This is a genomic window from Kribbella monticola, assembly GCF_003261635.1.
In the GTDB taxonomy this organism is placed as follows: Bacteria; Actinomycetota; Actinomycetes; order Propionibacteriales; family Kribbellaceae; genus Kribbella; species Kribbella monticola.
Genome location: NZ_QFXK01000027.1, coordinates 530,083 through 550,219, shown reverse-complemented (window position 1 = coordinate 550,219; position 20,137 = coordinate 530,083). Strand labels below are relative to the sequence as shown.

Here is a 20,137-nt window from a genome sequence, read left to right as displayed (position 1 = left end):
ATTGCCGTTCATTCGGCGACATCGAAACCTTCTCCGGTCAGGGCCACGAAGGCGTCTTCGAGGCTCGGTCGTTCGATCCCGAAGCCGTGGATCCGGACGTCGGCGGCGACCAGGGCCGCGGCGAGCTTGTCGATCGGCAACTCGCCCGGATCTCCGTCGACGAACTCGTCGGTCCGCTTGACGTCGGTGACGCCCAGGCCGGTCAGGGTTCGTTCGGCCTGCTGGAGATCCGGCGTACGGACGACCAGGCGGGGGCGGAGTTCCGAGCGTAGTTCGGTCATCGTGGATTGCCGGAGCAACCGGCCGCGGCTCATCACTGCCGCGTGGGTGCAGAGCTGCTCGACCTCGGCCAGCAGGTGGGTCGAGGTGAAGATCGTGGTGCCGTCGTTGGCGAGTTCGCGGATCAGCGAGCGCACCTCGCGGGTGCCCTGGGGATCGAGACCATTGGTCGGCTCGTCGAGCACGAGCAGGTCGCGCGGCTGCATCAGAGCGACGGCGATCGCGAGTCGCTGGCGCATCCCGAGCGAGTAGTTGCGGACCTTCTTGCCGGCCGCATTGGACAGGCCGACCCGCTCGAGCGCGTGGCCGGCCCGGGCTTTGCGGGTCCTCGGGTCGGCGGTCCGGTCCGCGGCGTCGAAGCGCAGCAGGTTGGCCTGGCCGGTCCAGAACGGGTAGAAGGCCGGTCCTTCGACCAGCGCCCCGACTCGGGGAAGGACCGACAACTGCGCCTTCGGCATCGGCTCGCCGAGCAGCTCGACCGAGCCCGAGGTGGGCGCGATCAGCCCGAGCAGCATTCGGATCGTGGTCGTCTTCCCGGACCCGTTCGGCCCGAGGAACCCGAAGATGCTGCCGGCCGGAACCTCCAGATCGATGGCGTCGACCGCCACCTGCCCACTCCGGAACCGCTTCGTCAGCCCCGCGGTGACAATCGGCGCGCCGCTCCCACTCCACCCGCCGGCAGCAATGGCCGGGGCCTTGGCTGCCGACTGGGTTTCGCCGGCACCAATGGCCGGGGCCTTGGCTGCCGGCTGGGTTTCGCCGGCACCAATGGCCGGGGCCTTCGCTGCCGGCTGGGTTTCGCCGTGCTCAACCGCCGCCGGGTCGGCAGGCTTGGCCGGGTGCGCTGAGGTTGGTTCGGTGGTCACCTGGTCAGCGCTCCCGGCTCGCGGTTCGCGTGGTCAGCGGGGAGCCTTGGCGGCGGCGGCTTCGAGGGTGTCGGGTGTGACCAGGCCGACGAACACGCGGCCGTCGTCCGTGATCAGCGCGCTGACCATCTTGGTGGTGAGGATCTTGCCCGAGCCCCAGGTGCCCTGGACCGTGCGCGCCTTGGCGAGCAGCTGGCCGAGCGGTCCGACATCGGCGGGAAGCTTGGCGCCACGTAGTACGAGGACGCTCTCCCAGGCCTTGCCGACGACGGTCGGCTTGTCCCGGTCAGCCATGCCCATGCCAGGCTTCACCATGCCGGGCTTGGCGCCTGGCTTGGTGGCGTTCGGCTTCGGGAGGCCCTTGGGCTCGATGTGCCGAGCCGTCGGGAGTTTCTGCTCGGTCACCTTGACGCCCTTGGGCGGCGTGAAGGAGAACGTGCTGCTGTCCGGCGTGCTGAACGACACGGACGAGAAGCCGAGCTGGACCGCGGGATCCTTGCCGGTCCGCGGCATCACCGTCACCTCGAGCGGGATCCAGGTCTTCGAGTCGATCGCCAGCGTCACCGAACCGACCGTCGTCTTGTCGGTCTTCGGGATCAGGCGAAGTTTGTACGCGTCGCGCCCGGCGACCTTCTCGGTGCCGCTCACCTCCACCTTCGTGGACGGGTCGATGGCGGCGAGGAACTGCTTCGCGACGGCCTGCGGGTCGTACGCCTGCTTCTCCGGCGCGACCTCGGGCTTGCCCGGGTGCGCGGGCAGGGCGAGCTTGGTGGCCTCTCGGCGGGACGAGTCGTACACCCAGGCGGTCTTGCCGTCGGTGGTCACCGTGCGCTCGGCCATCTGGTCGATCACGGAGATGCGAGCCTTGTCGGGAGCGGCGAAGGCGACCCGGGCCGTGTGCTTGCCGGTCAGCAGGTCGGTGAACTTGGCGGCATCGGCGCCGAGCCCGGGAATCGCCGGCAGACCGAGATCCGTCGAGGACGTCACCGTGCCGGACAGCCCGTCGACCTTGGCCGTCTGCACCTTGGCGAGCAGGTCCTGGGCCGTGATCCCGGGCAGGTCAGGAGACGCGTCCGCGACCACCGGCCCGAGCGCTCCCACACCCGCTACCACCGCGACTGCCGTGACCGGCACCAACCACCGTCGACTCCGTTGCGTTGCTCCCATGTCTCCAAGACTCGCACCGCACCCACCCCGAACCAAGGGCTGTCAGGGTCGAATCACCCAAAAGAGGGAGCGGCCCGTACGACGCCCGCCGTACGCCGGGTGAACGGCGTACGGCAGGCGTCGGATGAAATGCGGCGTCCGGTCTGCAGCGTGGTGCTGGATCAGCGGCTCTGGAGGGCGTCGAGCGCGACCGTCATCGCGGCCGCGACGCGGAAGTCGAGCCGCGGATCGGGAGCGGTGACGCGGTAACGGTCGCGGACCGACACCTTGCGCTCGACCGCAAGCACCAGCTCGCCGGTGGCGCGGTCCTTGAAGTCGAAGTGGAAGATGAACGGCAACGGGATCTCGCCGACGTACGGGACGAACTCCCAGATCCGGCGCACGATCGCAACGGTCGGGTTCCGCTCGGTCCCGTCGGCTTCGAAGCCGGCACCGCTGAGCTGCCAGCTGGAGCGCAGCAGGCTCTTGCCGAACTCCTTCTTGAACCAGCCGATCGGCTGGCCCTGCGGGTCGAACACGTCGTACCCGGAGCCGAGGTCGATCCGCTTGCGGGCCTTGAACGAGAACACCGCCTGCGACTTGGTGTCGTCGGTGTAGAAGGTGACCTCTTCCTTGAAGGCCATCCGCTTCTGCTGCGCGAACGCGAGCAGCGCTCCGTCGGACCCGTCCGGGTTGGTGGCGATCAGTTCGTACTTGTTCGCCATCAGGGTGATCCGCTGCTTCATCGAGAAGGCGGGAACGTACATAGGCGCTGGGCCTTGGGGTGGGACGGTCATGCGGAGGAGTCTCGCATCTTCCCCGGTTCATCGACTGTGATGCCGCAGGCAAGACCACCCAGCCGTACGCCGCGTGCGAGCGCCCGGGAGATGTCGGACTCGACAGGGAGCTCTACGACGATCTGCCCTACGCCCTGCAGCACCAGATCCCGAGCCACCTCGACACCGAGCTCCACCGCCTCGTCGGCGGACCGCGCAGGTCGCCACAGCACTCCGAAGTCCGCAGCAGGCTTCTCCCCAGCCACCTGTACTACGAGGGCTTCGGGCCGCTCCAGCAACTCCGGCTGCGCCGCGTCGACAACCACCAGGTGCACCACCTGACTACCAACAGGCTTTGCTACACCTTCGGCCTGTACTGCGTCCCGCACGATCACCTGCGACGGCGACTCCCCCGGCAAGCCGCGTTGTCCCCAGGCCTCCTGGTGCACAGCCCACGAGAGCGGCCGTCGCGCAGCCCATCCACTCCGCACCAGCTCGGGCGCTGCGGCGAACTCCTCCACGTGGCCGACGCACAGATACCCGACGAGCTCCACCTGGGCGGGCAGGTCCAGTACTGCGCCGACCTCTCCTGGCTCGAAGAACGACACCCAACCGACGCCGAGCCCCTCTGCGCGCGCGGCCAGCCACAGGTTCTGGATGGCGATCGCCGCTGAGAACCAGGTGGTCCGTGGGTCGGCGTGCCGTCCCAGCACGTGGCGGCCGCCGCGGCCTGGGTCGCAGGTGACGGCGATGTTGAGTGGGGTGTCGAGGATCGCCTCGATCTTCAGTCCGTCGAACGCGCTCCGCCGGTCGGCCGGAAGCGATGCAGCGAACGCGTCTCTTTGGGCGATCGCGAGGTCGTGCACCTTGCGGCGGGTGGCGATGTCCCGGATGAGGACGAAGTCCCACGGCTGGCTCAGGCCGACACTGGGCGCGCGGTGCGCCGACTCCAGTACGCGGGTGAGGACGTCGTCGGCGATCGGGTGGTCGAGGAAACCTCGGCGTACGTCGCGCCGCTCGGCCAGCACGCGATGTACGGTCTCCCGCTCGGTTTGCGGATAGCCGGGAGCGGCCATCGATTGGCTGTTCAGGAGTTTGCCGACAGCGACTGTGGCTCGGGCTGAGCGCTGCTTGGGTACTACGAGCTCGGCCCCGCTCAGGATCACGGCGGCCTCGGCAACGCTCGCAGTACCGGTCAGGCGTTCTACTTCGTCGCTCGGGGTCGGCACTTGTTGTTGGGAGAGCTCCAGTGATGGTGCAGTGAACAGCTGTGCATCCAGTGACGCGACTAGCCGTTGCAGACCGGGCTCTGTCTCCTTGCCTTCGACAGTGACCACCTGTACGACGTCCTGCGGGCTCAAGCCGGCCAGTGCTTTCTCCACGAGGTCGCGCAGCTCTCTGTACGACGTACCGGAGCGCAGGCCGATTCCCACGATCAGGCTCATTTCTCCAACCCCGCGTAGACACGGGCCGCTGCTACGAACCTGGCGGGCACGTCGGGTGTCGCCGTCCAGTGCAGGTGGAGATAGGACGCGTGGATCTGGGTGCGGGCGACGCCTTCCTGGATGCCCCCTGGGAGATACCAGGCGCTGTCGACGTCTCCGTCGTACTCGACTGTGGTCCGGTGGAATTCGTGGCCGCGAACGCGACGGCCCTCGTCGAAGATCGCGGTGGTGGTCGCTGCGATCGCTGTCCGGTAGCCGAGCGTCAGGCGACTCGTCATACGAGCCGTCGCCGGTAGTACGCCGGTCAGCTGGTGGCCGTCGAGTTCACGGCACAGGTAGAGCAGGCCGGCGCATTCCGCGACGACCGGGAGACCTGCGGCGATCTCGTCGGCGACCTGCTTGCGCAGTACGGCGTTGTCGGAGAGCGCTTCCGCGTGAAGCTCGGGGAAGCCGCCGCCGAGGTAGAGCGCGGAGGTTGCCTCGGGCAATGACTCCCGGAGTGGGTCGAAGGTGACGACGTCGGCGCCGGCTGCTGTCAGCAGTTCGGCCGTCTCGGTGTAGCGGAAGGAGAACACGGGTCCGCCTGCCATCGCGATGACCGGCCTGCCCTCCTCGGCTGGGGTGACTTCAGCGGTTGGGTCCCAGGGCTGCACGTCCAGGTCAGGCGCGGTCCGGGCCGCTGCGACGAAGGCCTCCAGATCGACGCCTTGCCGCACCAACTCCGCGGCGGCTTCCACCGCGCCCGACGCCTGCTCGCGCTGCTCGTCGGCCGGGATCAGCCCGAGATGGCGGCTCGGCACGGTCAGGCGGGTGTCACGCCGCAGTACACCGAGAACCGGTACGCCGGTGGGCGCGACACCGGCGCGCACCTCGGCCTCGTGGCGGTCCGAACCGACCTTGTTCAGGATCACTCCGACGATCCGGACGCCGGTGTCGTACGAGAGGAAACCAGCCACTACCGCGCCGACGCTGCGTCCTGCCGCGGACGCGTCGACCACCAGCACGATCGGTGCCTTGAGCAACTTTGAGACGTGTGCTGTGGAGGCGTAGCCCTCGGTGCCGAGTGCACCGTCGTACAGGCCCATCACACCTTCGACAACGGCGAGGTCCGCGCTCACCGCGCCGTGGGCGAACAGCGGCGCGACGCGTTCCTCACCGGACAGCATGGGATCGAGGTTCCGGCCCGGGCGCCCGGTCGCGACGGCGTGGAATCCGGGGTCGATGTAGTCCGGTCCCACCTTGAACCCTGCGACGCGATGCCCCGCCTGCCGCAGCGCCCCCATCAACCCGACCGCCACAGTCGTCTTCCCAGCCCCCGACGAAGGCGCGGCCACCACAATCCGCGGAATCACCACCGCCAACTCCGCGAGCGGCTGGGTTGTGGGAGAGCGCGTTCTGCGTTCTGGGCGCTCACCACTCGATGCCCTTCTGGCCCTTCTGGCCCGCGTCCATCGGGTGCTTCACCTTGGTCATCTCGGTGACCAGATCCGCCGCGTCGAGGAGCCGCTGGTCCGCGTTCCGTCCCGTGATCACGACGTACTGGTGACCTGGCCGGTTCGTCAGCGTCTCGACCACCTCGTCGACGTCCACCCACCCCCACTTCATCGGATAGGTGAACTCGTCCAGCACATAGAGATCGTGCGTCTCGGCAGCGATCCGGCGCTGGATCTCCCGCCAGCCTTCGAGCGCATCGGCGGCGTGATCCTCCTCGGAACCGGCCTTGCGCGACCAGCTCCATCCCTCGCCCATCTTGTGCCACTCGACCGGGCCGCCCTCACCCGTTGCCTCGTGCAACTGTCCGAGCGCCTTGAACGCGCTCTCCTCGCCGACCTTCCACTTCGCGCTCTTGACGAACTGGAACACCCCGATGTTCCAGCCCTGGTTCCAGCCGCGCAGCGCCATCCCGAACGCCGCGGTCGACTTCCCCTTCATCTCACCGGTGTGCACCATCAGCAACGGCCGGTTCCGGCGCTGGCGGGTGGTCAGACCGTCCTGCGGTACGACACTCGGTTGTCCCTGCGGCATCAGGCGGCGCTCCTCGTGGTGACAGCTCGAACAAGGTTGCCCGCGGCAACTTCCCCCAGATCCAGGTACTCCGCGCCGAGAACGTCGGCGAGCTCAGCAGCCAATCCGAGCCGTACGCCGCGACGCGGTTCGCAGTCCACCACGACGCTAGCGATCCCCTGCATCGCCAGCCACCCGGCGGCCTGCTTCGCTTTGGCGAACGCGCTCTCTCCGTGAGTCGCCCGGCCATCCGTCACGAGCACCAGCAACGGCCGGCGCCGAGGATCGCGGATCGCCGCGATCCGCAGTACCTCGGCCGCTTGGAGCAGCCCTTCGGCGAGTGGGGTCCGACCGCCGGTGGGCAGCGATTCGAGCCGCCGTACCGCGGTTTCGACGCTACCCGTCGGCGGCAGCACAACCGTGGCGGTAGCACCGGCGAAAGTCACCAGACCGACCTTGTCGCGCCGCTGATATGCATCCAGCAGCAACGAAACAATCGCCGTCTTCACCTCCCCCATCCGCCTCTTCGTCCCCATCGACCCAGACGCATCAACACAGAAGAGCACCAGATTCCCCTCCCGCCCCTCGCGGACCGCAAGACGGATGTCGTTGGCCCGTACGGTGAGACCGAGACCTGTTCGGCCGCGGGTGTGTTGGTGTGGTGCGGCTGCGCGGATGGTGGCGAGGAGGTGCGGGCGGCCTGGTTCGCGGCCGAGTCGGGCGCGGTCGCCTACGACGCGGCCGACCTCGGTGATCGCGCGAGATCGCCGACCGGCAACGCCGGCTCCGGGTGCTTGGACGCTGAGTAGGCGAGCCTTGTAAGGCTCGGAGCTGGCCGCCACCTGACCAGTCGGCGCGGAACCCGAGACAGCGCTCTCTGTGTTCCCCCGGTCAGTCTGCTCTCCGCGTGCGTCCTGCTCTCGGAGCGCGTCCTGCTGGCCGGGTCCGTCCTGCTCTCGGGGCGCGTCCTGCTCCCCGGGTGCGTCCTCCGTTGGGGGTGTGTCGTCGCCTTCCACTTCGCCGTCGCCGTTGTCGGGACCACCACCGTCCGGACCGCCGCCCGGGTTGTCCGGGCCTCCGTCGGGATCGTCGTCGGGGTCCGGTTCGGGTGGGGTGCTGTCCTTGATCGCCTGGTCGAGTTGCTCGTCGTCCAGCCCGGGCGCGTCGAACGGGTTGCGCCGTTTGCGGTGCGGCAACGCGAGCTTGGCCGCCGCTCGTACGTCCTCCACCTCGACAACAGTCCGCCCGGACCAGGCGGCGTGAGCGACCGCAGTACGGGCTGTCACGAGATCTGCCCGCATGCCGTCGACGTCGAAGGACGCACAGATCTCGGCGATCTGACGGAGCGCGGAGTCGGTCAGGATCACGTCCGGCAACAGGCTCTGCGCCTTCACGATCCGCTCCGCGAGCTCACGCTGAGCGTCGGCGAACTTGGCGACGTACGCCGCCGGGCCGGCCTCGTAGCTCAGCCGCGCCCGCATCACCTCGACCCGAACGGCCGGGTCGCGGCTCGCGACCACATCGACCGTCAGCCCGAAGCGGTCGAGCAGCTGCGGGCGGAGCTCGCCTTCCTCAGGGTTCATGGTGCCGACGAGCACGAAGCGCGCCGGATGCGTGACGGAGATGCCGTCGCGCTCGACAGTCGCACGGCCCATCGCGGCCGCGTCGAGAAGTACGTCGACCAGGTGGTCGTGCAGCAGGTTGACCTCGTCGACGTACAGCAACCCGCGATGCGCCGCAGCCAACAGCCCGGGTTCGTACGCCGTGACGCCTTCAGAGAGCGCTCGCTCGAGATGCAGCGAGCCGAGTACGCGGTCTTCGGTCGCTCCAACCGGTAGCTCGACCAGTCGCGCGGGTCGCAGAGAGCGCTCCACGCCGTTCTCGCCGGTGATCTCGTGGGGACCGTCGGGGCAGTCGGGGGAAGGGGCATTCGGGTCGCAGGAGAAGCGGCAGGACGGGATGACCTCGATCGCGGGGAGGATCTCGGTCAGGGCGCGGACGGCCGTGGACTTCGCCGTACCCTTCTCACCCCGGATCAGCACACCACCGATCGCCGGCGAGACCGCCGCGAGAATCAAGGCGAGCTGGAGGTCTTCCATTCCGACGACGGCGGTGAACGGAAAGCCTTCCGACAGAGCGCCGCGAGGCGCGGAGCCCGCCGAGACCACGCCATGAGGTGAGGGATCCTCCGGCAGCGCGCCGCGAGGTGCGGAGCCCGCCGAGACCACGCCATGAGGTGAGGGATCCTGCAGCAGCGCGCCGGAGGGCGCAGACTCCGCCGATGGAGCGCCATGCGATGTGGGCTCCTGCGGCAGCGCGCCGTCGGGCGCGGGGGCTGGGGCAGGCTGAGAGTTGGGTGGAGCTGGCCGCATCAGCGGTGTTCCCTTCGTCCTGCGGGTGTCCACGCCCGCCTCGGCACCTGGCACGCCGGGAACGCGGAGAGCGCTCCCTGGCGGACGGCGGGAGATGTCCTGGCTTCCGGATTCGCACCCGGTCACAGTGGCGGGACCGCCCCGGACTCCGGCTCACTACAGTGCCGTCACCGGTGTTCCTCTCCAACCGTCCCCGCGATCATTCCACACCGCCCGCGGTCTCCCACCGCCCGGAGACCAACCTCACCCATCACCACACCTCGCCCGCAGCCCAGTAGGCGCTTCGCCTGCGCCCTCTCCCGCTACGACGGGCGACGCGCCCCTGGCTTGGTCTCCCTTGTCCGGGCCAGGGCCGCAGCCCTCAGCCGGTCGCCGGTCAGGTGAGTCGGTTGGTGAGGTACCGGGCGGGGGTTTCGTCGTCGCGTGCTGTTACGCCGGTGATCGAGGTGAGGGTTACGTAGCCCTCGGCCAGGAGGGACTCGTCCGAGTCGGGGTATTGGGAGGGGTCGGGGTCGCGGAGGATCATGATGGGCTCGCCGGTGGGGGCGACGGAGGCCTTGAGGCGGGTGGGGTTGACCGGAGCCAGGGTCGCGGTACGGACGCCGCGGAGGTCGGCCTTCGGGACGTCCGGCACGTTGATGTTCAGCACCGTGCCGACCGGTTCGTCGCGCACCCAGCCGATCAGTTCCGCAGCGATGTCCGCGGCGACTTCCAGGTGCTGCGGGTGCTCGGAGCCGATGCTGATCGCCAGCCCCGACAGCCCTTGGGTCGCCCCGGTCAGCGCAGCGCCGACCGTCCCGGAGTGCAGGATCGCGCCGAAGTTGTAGCCGTGATTGATCCCCGACACGACCAGCTCCGGCGACTTGCCGAACGCGCCGAGGCGCGCCATCGTGACGGCCAGCGCCGGCGTGCCGTCGACCCCGATGTAGGTGATCCCGTCCGCATCCTCCGAGGCGGTCTTGATCGGCCGGTTGACCCAGCCGGCCCGCGCCGTACCGACGCCGCTCTGATCGGTCAGCGGCGCCACTACCAGCACCTCGTGACCGGCCGACGCGACCGCGTGCGCCAGGGCCCGGATGCCCCGCGCCTGGTAGCCGTCGTCGTTGGTGATCAGGACTCGCAGCTGCTCAGAAGCCATGCCTCAACCCAATCACACGACCGGACCGCGCCGCCTGACAGTCTCAGCCGCGGTCCTCGATGTCACCCTCTGTTTCCAGAACGGCCGTGCGCAGGGTTTCCAGGGCCTCGTCGGTGGGTTCCGACCACAGACCGCGCTGAGCCGCCTCGAGCAACCGCTCGGCGATGCCGTGCCGGGCCCACGGGTTCGACTTGCGGAAGAACTCGGCGATCTCCGGATTGGCGACGTACTCCTTGGTCAGCGTCTCGTACATCCAGTCGTCCACGACGCCCGCGGTCGCGTCGTACCCGAACAGGTAGTCCACCGTCGCGGCCATCTCGAAGGCGCCCTTGTACCCGTGCCGCTGCATCGCCGTCATCCACCTCGGGTTCACCACGCGGGCCCGGAAGACCCGCTTGGTCTCCTCCTCGAGCGTCCGCGTCTTCACCTGAGCCGGTACGGCGGAGTCGCCGATGTACGCCTTCGGGTTCGAACCGGTCAGGTGGCGCACCATCGCGACCATGCCGCCGTGGTACTGGAAGTAGTCGTCCGAATCCATGATGTCGTGCTCGCGGGTGTCCGCGTTCTTCGCCGCCACCTGGATCCGCGCGTAGGCGCGCTCCATCGACGGCCGAGCCTCCGCGCCGTCGAGATCCTTGCCGTACGCGTACCCGCCCCAGACCGCGTACACCTCGGCGAGCTCGGCGTCGGTCCGCCAGTTCCGGGCATCGACGAGCGGCAGCAGCCCCGCGCCGTACGAGCCGGGCTTGGAACCGAAGACCCGGGCCGTCGACGAGCGCAGGTCGTTGCCCTCAGCAACATCTGCCTGGACGTGCGCCCGAAGATAGTTGTCGGAGGCATCTTCTTCGAGCGCGGCGACCGTACGAACGGCTTCGTCCAGCAGCGAAACCACGTGCGGGAAGGCGTCCCGGAAGAACCCCGAGATCCGGATCGTCACGTCGACCCGCGGCCGGCCGAGCTCGTCAAGAGGAACGACCTCGAAACCGGTGACGCGACGAGACGCTTCGTCCCAGACCGGCCGGCAGCCGAGGAGCCAGAGCACCTCGGCCAGGTCGTCGCCCTGGGTGCGCATCGCGGACGTGCCCCAGACGGTCAGGCCGACCGATCGCGGCCACTCCCCCGTCTCGGCCCGGTGCCGGGCCAGCAACGAGTCGGCCAGCGCGACGCCGACGTCCCACGCGTTGCGGCTCGGGATCGCCTTCGGGTCGACCGCGTAGAAGTTCCGGCCGGTCGGCAGGACGTTCACCAGACCGCGAGTCGGCGAGCCCGACGGGCCGGCTTCGACGAAGCGGCCGGCCAGCGCACGCAGTACGTTGGCCAGCTCGTCGCCGGTCCGGGCCAGTCGCGGCACCACCTCGGTCGCGGCGAAAGTCAGCGAGGCGCTCACGCCGTCGGACGCGCGGCCGAGCACCTCGTCGACGACGACCGGCACCTTGGCCGCATCCCAGCCGAGCGTCTCCATGCCGAGCACGAGTTTGCGCGCGACCGCTTCCAGCAGGTCCACGCCGTCTGCACCACTCACGGCCGGCAGATCCGCGAGCGTCGCCAGCTCAGCGAGCTCCGGTACGACCTGCCCCGGATCGGCGAGCATCGCGGCCTCGTCGACACCGAACGTGTCGCCCAGAGCAGCACGCAGACCGCGAACCGCGCCCGCCTTGCCGCCCCACATCTGCTGAGCACGCAGTACTGCGAGGACCAGGTTGACGCGGGCCTCTCCGACCGGACCGCCACCGAGGATGTGCAGCCCGTCGCGGATCTGGACGTCCTTGATCTCGCAGAGATACCCGTCGAGGTGCAGGACGAACTCGTCGAACTCCTCGTCGTCCGGCTTCTCGGACGTGTGCAGATCGTGGTGCAGTTGCGCCGCCTGGATCAGCGTCCAGATCTGCGCGCGCAACGTCGGCACCTTGTCCGGGTCGAGCGCGGAGACGGTCGCGTACTCGTCGAGCAGGTACTCCAGCTTGGCCATGTCGCCGTACGTCTCGGCGCGCGCCATCGGCGGTACGAGGTGGTCCACGATCACCGCATGCCCGCGCCGCTTCGCCTGCGTCCCCTCCCCGGGGTCGTTGACGATGAACGGGTAAACGAGCGGCAGGTTGCCCAGTACGGCGTCCGGCGCGCAGTCGGCCGCCATCCCGATTCCCTTGCCAGGAAGCCATTCCAGCGTGCCGTGCTTGCCCAGGTGCACGACCGCGTGCGCGCCGAAGCCGCCCTCTTCCGGCGACGCTTCGAGCCACCGGTACGCCGCGAGGTAGTGATGCGACGGCGCCATGTCCGGGTCGTGGTAGATCGCGACCGGGTTCTCGCCGAATCCGCGTGGCGGCTGGATCATCAGTACGACGTTGCCGAATCGCAAGGCGGCCAAGGCGATCGCCGGCTCCGGTCCCGACTGGTCGACGTACAGGCTTCCCGGCGCCTCGCCCCACGCCCCGGTCATTGCCTCCTGCAACGACTCCGGTACTGCGCCGAACCACTTCGCGTAGGTGGACAGCGGGATCTTGGCGACCGCGCTCGACAACTGCTCGTCGGTGAGCCAGTCGACGTCGTGTCCGCCGGCCGCGATCAGCCGGTGGATCAGGCCGTCCGCACCTTCGGCTCCCTGCAGTTCGTCGAGGTTGAGGTCCGGTCCGAGGTCGTAGCCGGCCTCCTGCAGCTGACCGAGCAGGACGACGGCGGAGGCCGGTGTGTCAAGACCGACCGCGTTGCCGATCCGGGCGTGCTTGGTCGGGTACGACGACAGGACGAGCGCGAGCTTCTTGTCCTTGGGCTCCACGTGGCGAAGCTTCGCCTGGGCCGTGGCGATCCCGGCGAGGCGCGCGCAGCGCTCGAGATCCGGTGCGTAGCTCGCGATCCCCTCGGCGTCGTACGCCTTGAACGAGAACGGAATCGTGATGAGCCGGCCGTCGAACTCGGGGATCGCGACCTGCGTCGCGGCGTCCAGCGGACTGATCGCGGCATCGCTCTCGAGCCACTGCTCCCTGGTCGAGGTCAGCGCGAGGCCCTGGATCAGCGGGATGTCGAGCGAGGCGAGCGCGCCCGCGTCCCACGAGTCGTCGCCTCCGGCGCTCGCATTCGCGGCGACCGTGCCGCCCGCGGCCAGCAGGGTGGTGACGAGCACGTCCGCTTTGCTGAGCAGAGCGAAGAGTTCCGCGTTCTCTGTGCTGCTCGGGTCCAGGCCGCGCAGCGTGCCGCAGTACACGGGTAGTGCCTGTGCACCGGCGTTCTCGATGGCGTCCGCGAGCGCGTCGACGAAGGCGGTGTTGCCGGAGATCTCGTGCGCTCGGTAGTAGACGATGCCGACGACAGGCCGGTCGTCCTCTTCGAAGGTGCGGCCCGCGCGTACGCCGTACGTGGGAAGCGCGTACGGCGGGTCGAAGGGGTCGCCGGTGAGCAGCAAGGTGTCGCGGAGGAAGCCGGCGAGGTTCGCGAGGTTCTTCGAGCCGCCTTCGCGGAGGTACGCGAGTGCCTCGGTGACGGCGCCGGCGGGGACCGTGGAGAGCGACATCAGCTCGGCGTCGGGCGCGGCCTCGCCGGACAGCACGACGGTCGGGATACCGGCGGAGATGACGGCGTCGAGACCCTCCTCCCAGGCGCGGCGACCGCCGAGGAGGCGGACCACTACGACCTCGACGCCGTCAAGCATTTGCGGCAGATCCGCCAGGTCGACCCGGGCGGGGTTGGCGACCTTCCATCCTGCGCCGGCCTGAGAGGCGGCGAGCAGGTCGGTGTCGGCGGTTGAGAGCAGCAACAGGTTCGCGTTCGCGGGCAAGCGCGGCCGGTCCTTCCTCGGGGTGTCCACGCCCCAGGTGGCAGGTACGACGGCAGCAGTTCCTGACTCCCACGAGAACGTGGTCACAGTGGCGGGACCGCCCCGGACTCACACCGGGTTCCTGCACAACCGTCGCTTACGCCCCGACCTTATCCGACGACCTTGACGGTCGTCCGGCCACCGGCCGTGAGGCAGCGGGAACTCGGGAAGTATCCGGTGCTCGGGGCCGCCGCCTCTGCTGAAGGTGTCACCTTTTCCGGCCGGCCCGGACGTTCAGAAGGTGGATGGCCGAGCAGGCCCGCTCTCGGCGGTGTCCGGCCGGTCTGATGCGTGGACAACCGAGTGGAAGGTTCTGTGGTGAAATTTCGACCGCGGTCATGGAGGGTCGGGGCTACCGTCGTCTCCCTCGCTGTTCTAGGTCTGGCACTGTCGGGACCGGCTGATGCGTCGTCTCGGCCGCAGCCGCCCTCTTCGCTTGCCGGCGAGGCGGCGGCTCAGGTGATCGGCCCCACCCAGAAGGTCACGTTGATCACTGGTGACAGGGTCACGCTGCAAGGCGGCGAGAACGGTCGCGTCGCGGTTGAGCCGGGTCCGGGCCGGCGTGGGCTGATGTTCAGCACACATCGAACTCAGAGCCACCTGTACATCATTCCTTCCGACGTCCGGAGCGCGGTGAACGACGGAAGGCTGGATCGCCAACTGTTCGATGTGGCCGGTCTGGCCCGGGACGGGCTCGACGACAGGTCGAGTTCGTCGATCCCGTTGCTGGTCACCTACAGCGGGAGGGCGCGGCAGCGCGCGGCGATGCCCGGGGCGACGGTGACCCGTGAACTACCTTCCGTCAACGGTGCGGCGATCAGGGTCGCCAAGGCCACCGCAGCGGGCTTCCTGGCCGGAGTCCAGCCGGCCCGGTCGAGTCTTGGAGCCGCCAAGATCTGGCTCGACGGCAAGCGAAGGGTCACCCTGGACCAGTCTGTCCCGCAGATCGGTGCACCCGCAGCGTGGCAGGCCGGCTTCACAGGTACAGGCGTGTCCGTGGCAGTGCTGGACACCGGGATCGACGCGTCCCATCCCGACCTGGCCACCCAGGTGGTGGGAGCGAAGAACTTCACGGACGATCCCGCCGGCGATCACTACGGCCACGGCACGCACGTCGCCTCGACGATCGCCGGTACCGGGGCCGCATCGAACGGCAGGTACAAAGGCGTTGCCCCCGGAGCGAAGCTGTACGACGGCAAGGTCTGCGACGACACCGGCGACTGCCAGGACTCCGCGATCCTGGCCGGGATGGAATGGGCCGCGACCGAGGTCAAGGCGAAAGTCGTCAATCTGAGCCTGGGACGCGAGGACACCGCCGCGATCGACCCGCTCGAGGAAGCCGTGGAGCGGCTGACCAGCCAGACGGGCACCTTGTTCGTGGTCGCCGCCGGCAACAACGGCCCGGGCGAGGGCACCATCGACTCACCGGGCAGTGCGGACGCGGCGCTCACTGTCGGCGCCGTGGACAAGGACAACCGGCTGGCCGACTTCTCCAGCCGCGGCCCGCGCGTCGGCGATGGAGCCGTGAAACCGGACATCAGCGCACCGGGCGTCTCGATCGTCGCGGCGAAGGCGAAGGACTCGGTCATCGGTGAGCCCGTCGGCGACGACTACCTGCGCCTCGGCGGGACGTCGATGGCGACGCCGCACGTGGCCGGATCGGCGGCGATCCTGGCCCAGGAGCACCCGGACTGGAAGGCCGCCGAGCTCAAGGGCGTGCTGATGGGGTCGGCCCGGCCGGCGGCCGGCCAGACGGCGTTCGAGCAGGGTGCCGGCCGGGTGGATGTTGCCAAAGGCATCACCCAGACCGTCGTCGCCGAGCCCGGCAACCTCTCGTTCGGCACCGCGAGGTGGCCGCACGACGACGACACTCCGGTCACCAGGACGCTGACCTATCGCAACCTCGGGGATCGACCGGTGACGCTCGACCTGGCTGCCTCACTGAGCGGCCCGGACGGCGGCCCGGCTCCGACGGACGCGCTCGTCCTGAGCACGAGCACGGTCACGGTCCCCGCGGGCAGCACCGCCGCGGTGCAGGTGACCTCGAACACCAAGCACAGTGGATCGGATGGCACGTACTCCGGCCGCGTCACCGCGACCGGCCCGGCGGGCAGTGTCACCTCTGCGGTGGGCGTCGACAAAGAACCCGAGCGCTACGACCTCACCATCACCCATCTCGGTCCCGACGGCGCTCCCAGCTCCGACGACACGACCAGCACGGAAGTGTGGGGTCTGGACCAAGCCGTCGACCTCGTTGTTTCGGGCGCCTCGGCAAAGGTGCGGTTGCCCAAGGGCGAGTATCTGATCGACGCCCAGCAGCAGGTCGGGGAGGACTTCTATCTGATGGTTCAGCCGAGTCTGCAGTTGACGAAGGACAGCACGGTCGTTCTCGACGCTCGCCGGACCGCAGGTGTCAAGGTCGCCCTCCCGCGACCGGATGCCGGGCTGATCATCGGGGACGTCGGATACCGGCGGACCACCGCCGACCCTGCCCGCGAGACCGCTGTGAACGGATTGACGTTCGACCTGAGCCGGATCCACATGGCACAGGTCGGCGCCGATGTGCCCGCCGCGTTGATGACGGGACATATCGCGTCGCAGTGGGGCAAGCCCGGTATCGACGGAGACTTCCGGAACTCGCCGTACCTGTACGGCCTCGTCAGCACGACTTCCGGCGGATACCCGAACGGCCTCGACCGGACCGTGCACGACAAGGATCTGGCAACCGTCTGCCAGACCGTCAACGCCACGACCGACCGGGTGGTCGAACGAACACTCTCCGCCGGTACGCCGGACGGCGCCGGATTCCTCACACCTGGAGTGCGGTTCGACAGCCCGATCACGACGACGGCGTTCCTGGAGCCGGGCATCTCCTGGGCAACAGGGGTCCAGGATCCGGCGGCCTTTCCGGAGTTCTCGGGTGTCGGATCCGAGGCGAAGGTCTACCGGACCGCCCTGTCGTACCGGGAACGATTCAACGCCGCACCGTTCGTACCGTCGCCGCAGTTCGCGCAACGCGCACAGGATCGGCTGCGTGTCCAGGTCGCGCCGGTCGGTGACGCCGATGGGAACCGAGGGCGGAGCCAGACGGATTCGGCCGGCACTGTGCTCTTCCGTAACGGGGTCAAGATCGCGGAAACGCCGATCTTCGGGTACGTCGAGGCGACCGGGTTGCCTGCGGGCAAAGCGTCGTACCGGTTGGAGACGTCACAGACCCGGCAGACCTACGCGACGTTGAGCACGCGGACGGACCTGGTCTGGACCTTCTCCTCGGCCGAGGTCCCCGAACCGGCCACGCTGCCGCTGCTCAGCGTTCGGTACCGCCCGAAGGTCGACAGCCACAACGTGGTCGAGCGGACATCCGTCAGCGTGCTGCCGCTCGTGGTCGACGCACAGCCCGGTGCGACGCTGCCCCGGATCAGGACGCTGCAGCTCCAGGTCTCCGGTGACGAGGGCAAGACCTGGCGGTCCGCTGAGGTCAAGGCCGTCGGCCAAGGCAGGTACACGGCCGTCTTCGCGACGCCCGGCGCCACGAAGATCTCCCTCAGATCGCACCTGGTCGATGCTGACGGCAACATCACCGACCAGACCGTGCTCAACGCCTACCCGCTCGCCTGACCCAGCAGCACACCCCTCGGCCGGCGTCGTCCGGCTGGGGGGTGCGCTGTGGCTGGTCAGCGGTGCGACGCGTAGTGCTCCGCTAGTAGGTCTTTGCCCCAGTCGTTGTGGAGGTCTCGCCAGACGGAGTGGATGTGGTTGGCGTCGTTCTGGGTGTTGTCGTATTCGGCGAGGAAGGTGGGACCGGCTAACGAGTAGTAGTGGCCGGCGCCTGGTTCGGAGGCGCCTGCCCAGGAGAAGGTGAGGCGTTCGATGCCGTGGTCGGTGATGTCTTTCCAGGTGCGCTGGCCGATCACGTCGGCGGCGCGGCCGACGTACTGGCCGATGAGGCGGCTGAAGAGCGTTTGCTGCGCCGCGTCCATGTCGCCGTACGCGAGCCCGCGACGCAGTACGCCGGGATCCGCGACCGGGTCGTATCGGGTCAGGATGTCGTCCGGTGCCTTCTCCGAGAAGACCGCGACCGCACGCTGACCGGGCTCCAGTGCGTGCAGCAACTCGAAGCCGAGGTCCTGCTCGGCCGGTAGCGCCCGGAAGCCCTTGTGCGGGCCCGACTCGACCACGGCCGGTTCGGCGCCGAAGAACTGCGGAGTGAACGCGACCACCCCGTCGACAACGGTCACGTGCACCGCGAGGTGGTGACCGTTGATCCGCCAGGCCCACGGGCCGTCGCCAGCAGGGTCGCCGAGGATGCGGAGGTAGTAGCGCTGCTCCGACCCGACATCCACCGCAGAGCCAGGCTCAGCCTGCGCGAGCCCACGTCGTACGGCTTCGGTGAAGAGCACGGACTGCGTATCGCCGTACCCGCGCTCACTGCACCCGATCTCCAGCAGCCGCATCGCCAGCGCGCGCTGCGCCGCGTCCAGCTCGGCCAGCGTCACGCCGGGCCTGTCGCCGGGCAGGTAGGTCCACACCTGGTGATCCGGTATGTCGAAGGATGCGCTGATCTCTGAGCGCTGCGAAGGCGAGAGCGCAGCCAGCAACTCCAGTGCGGCCGCGCGGGTCTGTTCTACAACCATGCCGATCGCTCCCGTTCCGTCGGTTCGTATTCGGTCCATTGTTCGAACGGCCGGTCCAGCTTGTACCGGAAATCGGGCTGGCGCAGCAGGACGCGCGTCTCGGCGTTGCCCGGATTGCGCAGCGTCTCGAAGAACTTCACCGACCAGTGGAACCAGCGCATGCAGAACAGCCGCATCGTCAGCCCGTGCGACACCAGCAGCACGTTCCGCGGCGAGTCGGGCGTCTCGAAGTCGCGGTGCATGGTCTCCAGGAAGCTCGACACCCGGTCGTACACGTCCGAGCCGGACTCGCCGTGGGTGAACCGGTAGAAGAAGTGCCCGTACGAATCGCGCAGTACCTGCTGTCGCTCGATGTCCTCGCTGTCCTGGTAGTTCGCCCAGTCCTGTTCGCGCAGCCGCGGCTCCTCGCGAGCGAGCCCGATCAGGTCGTCGAGGCCGAGCGCGTCGAGCGTCTGCAGGGCTCGCAGGTACGGCGAGACGTAGACCCGCACCGGCTCGTTCTCGAACACCTCGCGCAGCCGCCGCCCGGTCTCCGCGCACTGCTGTACGCCGTTCGCGGTCAGCGCGATCGCGTGGTCGGGCACCCGTTCGAAGATGGATTTGTCCAGGTTCGCCTCGGACTCCCCGTGCCGCATCAACGCGATCCGCAGCGGCCGCTGACTCAAATGCACCTAGTCCTCCACCTGGCTCGTCCTTCGGGGGCGTAGCGCCAGAATCGCCGCGGTGGCCGCCGCCGCGTAGCCGACTCGCCGCGCCAACGCCGCCGTACGCCGAATGTCCGGCACGGTCGGCGGTAGGCCGTCACCGAGCGAGCCGCGATCCTCCACCTCGTCGCCATAGGTGTTCGTCCCGCCCAGCCGCAGGTCGAGCGCGCCGGCAAACGCCGCCTCGACCGGACCCGCATTGGGACTCGGATGCTTCGACGCGTCGCGCTGCCAAACCCGCCACGTCTCCCCCGGCCTCCCGGCGGCGACTCCGGTCAGCGCGGCACAAAGCCGGGACGGCAGCAGATTGAGTACGTCGTCCAGGCGCGCCGCGCACCACCCGAAGTTGCGATAGCGCGCCGACTTGTAGCCGACCATCGCATCGAGCGTGTTCGCCGCGCGGTAACCGATCAGCCCGGGAATCCCGAGCATCCCGCCCCACAACAGCGGCGCCACGCAGGCATCGGACGTGTTCTCCGCCACGGATTCGACCGTCGCCCGGGCGAGTTCATCGGCCTCCAGATCGGTGGCATCACGGCTGCACAGATAGCCGAGTCGAACGCGAGCAGCCGCAATCTCCTTCTTTTCGAGATACCCGGCCATCACTTCGGCTTCTCGCTCCAGGCTCCGACCACCGAGCACAGCCCAGGTCGCCGCCGCGGTCAGCAGGGTTCCCGCGACCGGCCGATCGCGGACCAGTCGCTCGGCGAGCACCCCAGCGGCTGCGGTCGAGCCGACCAGGAGCCCCGCGTACGCCGTACCGGCAGCTCGCGAATCGGCGTACAGCCTTCGCTCGACCCGGCCGGCCAGTTGGCCGAAACCGGCGACGGGGTGGAACCGGCGGGGGTCACCGAGGAGGCGATCGGCAGCGAAGCCGAGCAGCAGACCGGCAGTTCTGGACACCCGGCGAGTCTGCCAGGTCCACTGGCTCCAACTGCCGCAGCCTGGGCTGGTGGATTGCGGTT

Annotated in this window: 13 protein-coding genes and 2 riboswitches; of the genes, 1 reads left to right on the top strand and 12 read right to left on the bottom strand. The window is 69.0% G+C overall.

Annotated elements, in window-relative coordinates:
- Nucleotides 1–8: 8 nt before the first annotated feature.
- The 9 genes from DIZ26_RS13515 to cobN all read right to left on the bottom strand — a co-directional run bounded on the left by DIZ26_RS13515 (nucleotide 9) and on the right by cobN (nucleotide 13,795).
- A complete protein-coding gene (locus tag DIZ26_RS13515) occupies nucleotides 9–1,145 on the bottom strand; it encodes an ABC transporter ATP-binding protein (RefSeq protein ID WP_232828319.1) in 1,137 nt (378 codons plus the stop codon).
- 33 nt (nucleotides 1,146–1,178) lie between these two features.
- Nucleotides 1,179–2,279 carry a LolA family protein gene (locus DIZ26_RS13510; RefSeq protein WP_232828318.1) on the bottom strand — a complete coding sequence of 367 codons (1,101 nt, stop codon included), beginning with the start codon at nucleotides 2,277–2,279 and terminating at the stop codon, nucleotides 1,179–1,181.
- 194 nt (nucleotides 2,280–2,473) lie between these two features.
- Complete coding sequence (locus DIZ26_RS13505; protein WP_232828317.1) at nucleotides 2,474–3,088, bottom strand: LURP-one-related/scramblase family protein; 615 nt, start codon at nucleotides 3,086–3,088, stop codon at nucleotides 2,474–2,476.
- Nucleotides 3,085–4,512, bottom strand: coding sequence for a 5,6-dimethylbenzimidazole synthase (bluB, locus tag DIZ26_RS13500; protein ID WP_112240961.1), 1,428 nt, complete (start codon nucleotides 4,510–4,512; stop codon nucleotides 3,085–3,087). Before bluB ends, DIZ26_RS13505 begins: the two co-directional genes overlap by 4 nt.
- Complete coding sequence (locus DIZ26_RS13495) at nucleotides 4,509–5,867, bottom strand: cobyrinate a,c-diamide synthase (protein WP_232828316.1); 1,359 nt, start codon at nucleotides 5,865–5,867, stop codon at nucleotides 4,509–4,511. The genes bluB and DIZ26_RS13495 overlap by 4 nt, the downstream gene beginning before the upstream one ends.
- 55 nt (nucleotides 5,868–5,922) lie before the next feature.
- Nucleotides 5,923–6,537 carry a cob(I)yrinic acid a,c-diamide adenosyltransferase gene (gene cobO / locus DIZ26_RS13490; RefSeq protein ID WP_112240958.1) on the bottom strand — a complete coding sequence of 205 codons (615 nt, stop codon included), beginning with the start codon at nucleotides 6,535–6,537 and terminating at the stop codon, nucleotides 5,923–5,925.
- On the bottom strand, nucleotides 6,537–8,615 hold the full coding sequence (locus tag DIZ26_RS13485) for a magnesium chelatase subunit D family protein (protein ID WP_198676069.1): 2,079 nt from the start codon (nucleotides 8,613–8,615) through the stop codon (nucleotides 6,537–6,539). Before DIZ26_RS13485 ends, cobO begins: the two co-directional genes overlap by 1 nt.
- A 342-nt stretch (nucleotides 8,616–8,957) precedes the next feature.
- Nucleotides 8,958–9,095: riboswitch (cobalamin riboswitch) on the bottom strand.
- Nucleotides 9,096–9,264: 169 nt separating this feature from the next.
- A complete protein-coding gene (gene surE / locus DIZ26_RS13480) occupies nucleotides 9,265–10,026 on the bottom strand; it encodes a 5'/3'-nucleotidase SurE (protein WP_112240956.1) in 762 nt (253 codons plus the stop codon).
- Nucleotides 10,027–10,069: 43 nt separating this feature from the next.
- Entirely contained in the window at nucleotides 10,070–13,795 is a 3,726-nt protein-coding gene (cobN, locus tag DIZ26_RS13475; protein ID WP_232828315.1) for a cobaltochelatase subunit CobN, read from the bottom strand.
- A 34-nt stretch (nucleotides 13,796–13,829) separates the two neighbouring features.
- Nucleotides 13,830–13,944, bottom strand: a riboswitch (cobalamin riboswitch).
- Between the two features lie 349 nt (nucleotides 13,945–14,293).
- Between cobN and DIZ26_RS13470 the strand changes: the two genes are divergently transcribed.
- Nucleotides 14,294–17,452 carry a S8 family peptidase gene (locus DIZ26_RS13470; protein WP_232828314.1) on the top strand — a complete coding sequence of 1,053 codons (3,159 nt, stop codon included), beginning with the start codon at nucleotides 14,294–14,296 and terminating at the stop codon, nucleotides 17,450–17,452.
- Nucleotides 17,453–17,508: 56 nt separating this feature from the next.
- Here the strand turns inward: DIZ26_RS13470 and DIZ26_RS13465 are convergent, their stop codons facing one another.
- The 3 genes from DIZ26_RS13465 to DIZ26_RS13455 are packed head-to-tail and all read right to left on the bottom strand — an operon-like array spanning nucleotide 17,509 to nucleotide 20,075.
- Entirely contained in the window at nucleotides 17,509–18,468 is a 960-nt protein-coding gene (locus DIZ26_RS13465) for a DUF3500 domain-containing protein (RefSeq protein ID WP_112240954.1), read from the bottom strand.
- The gene (locus tag DIZ26_RS13460; protein ID WP_198676067.1) at nucleotides 18,459–19,139 is read right to left on the bottom strand and encodes a histidine phosphatase family protein; all 681 of its coding nucleotides are present in this window, start codon (nucleotides 19,137–19,139) and stop codon (nucleotides 18,459–18,461) included. Before DIZ26_RS13460 ends, DIZ26_RS13465 begins: the two co-directional genes overlap by 10 nt.
- Nucleotides 19,140–20,075, bottom strand: a complete 936-nt coding sequence (locus DIZ26_RS13455; protein WP_232828313.1) for a cobalamin biosynthesis protein — start codon at nucleotides 20,073–20,075, stop codon at nucleotides 19,140–19,142.
- Nucleotides 20,076–20,137 lie beyond the last annotated feature (62 nt).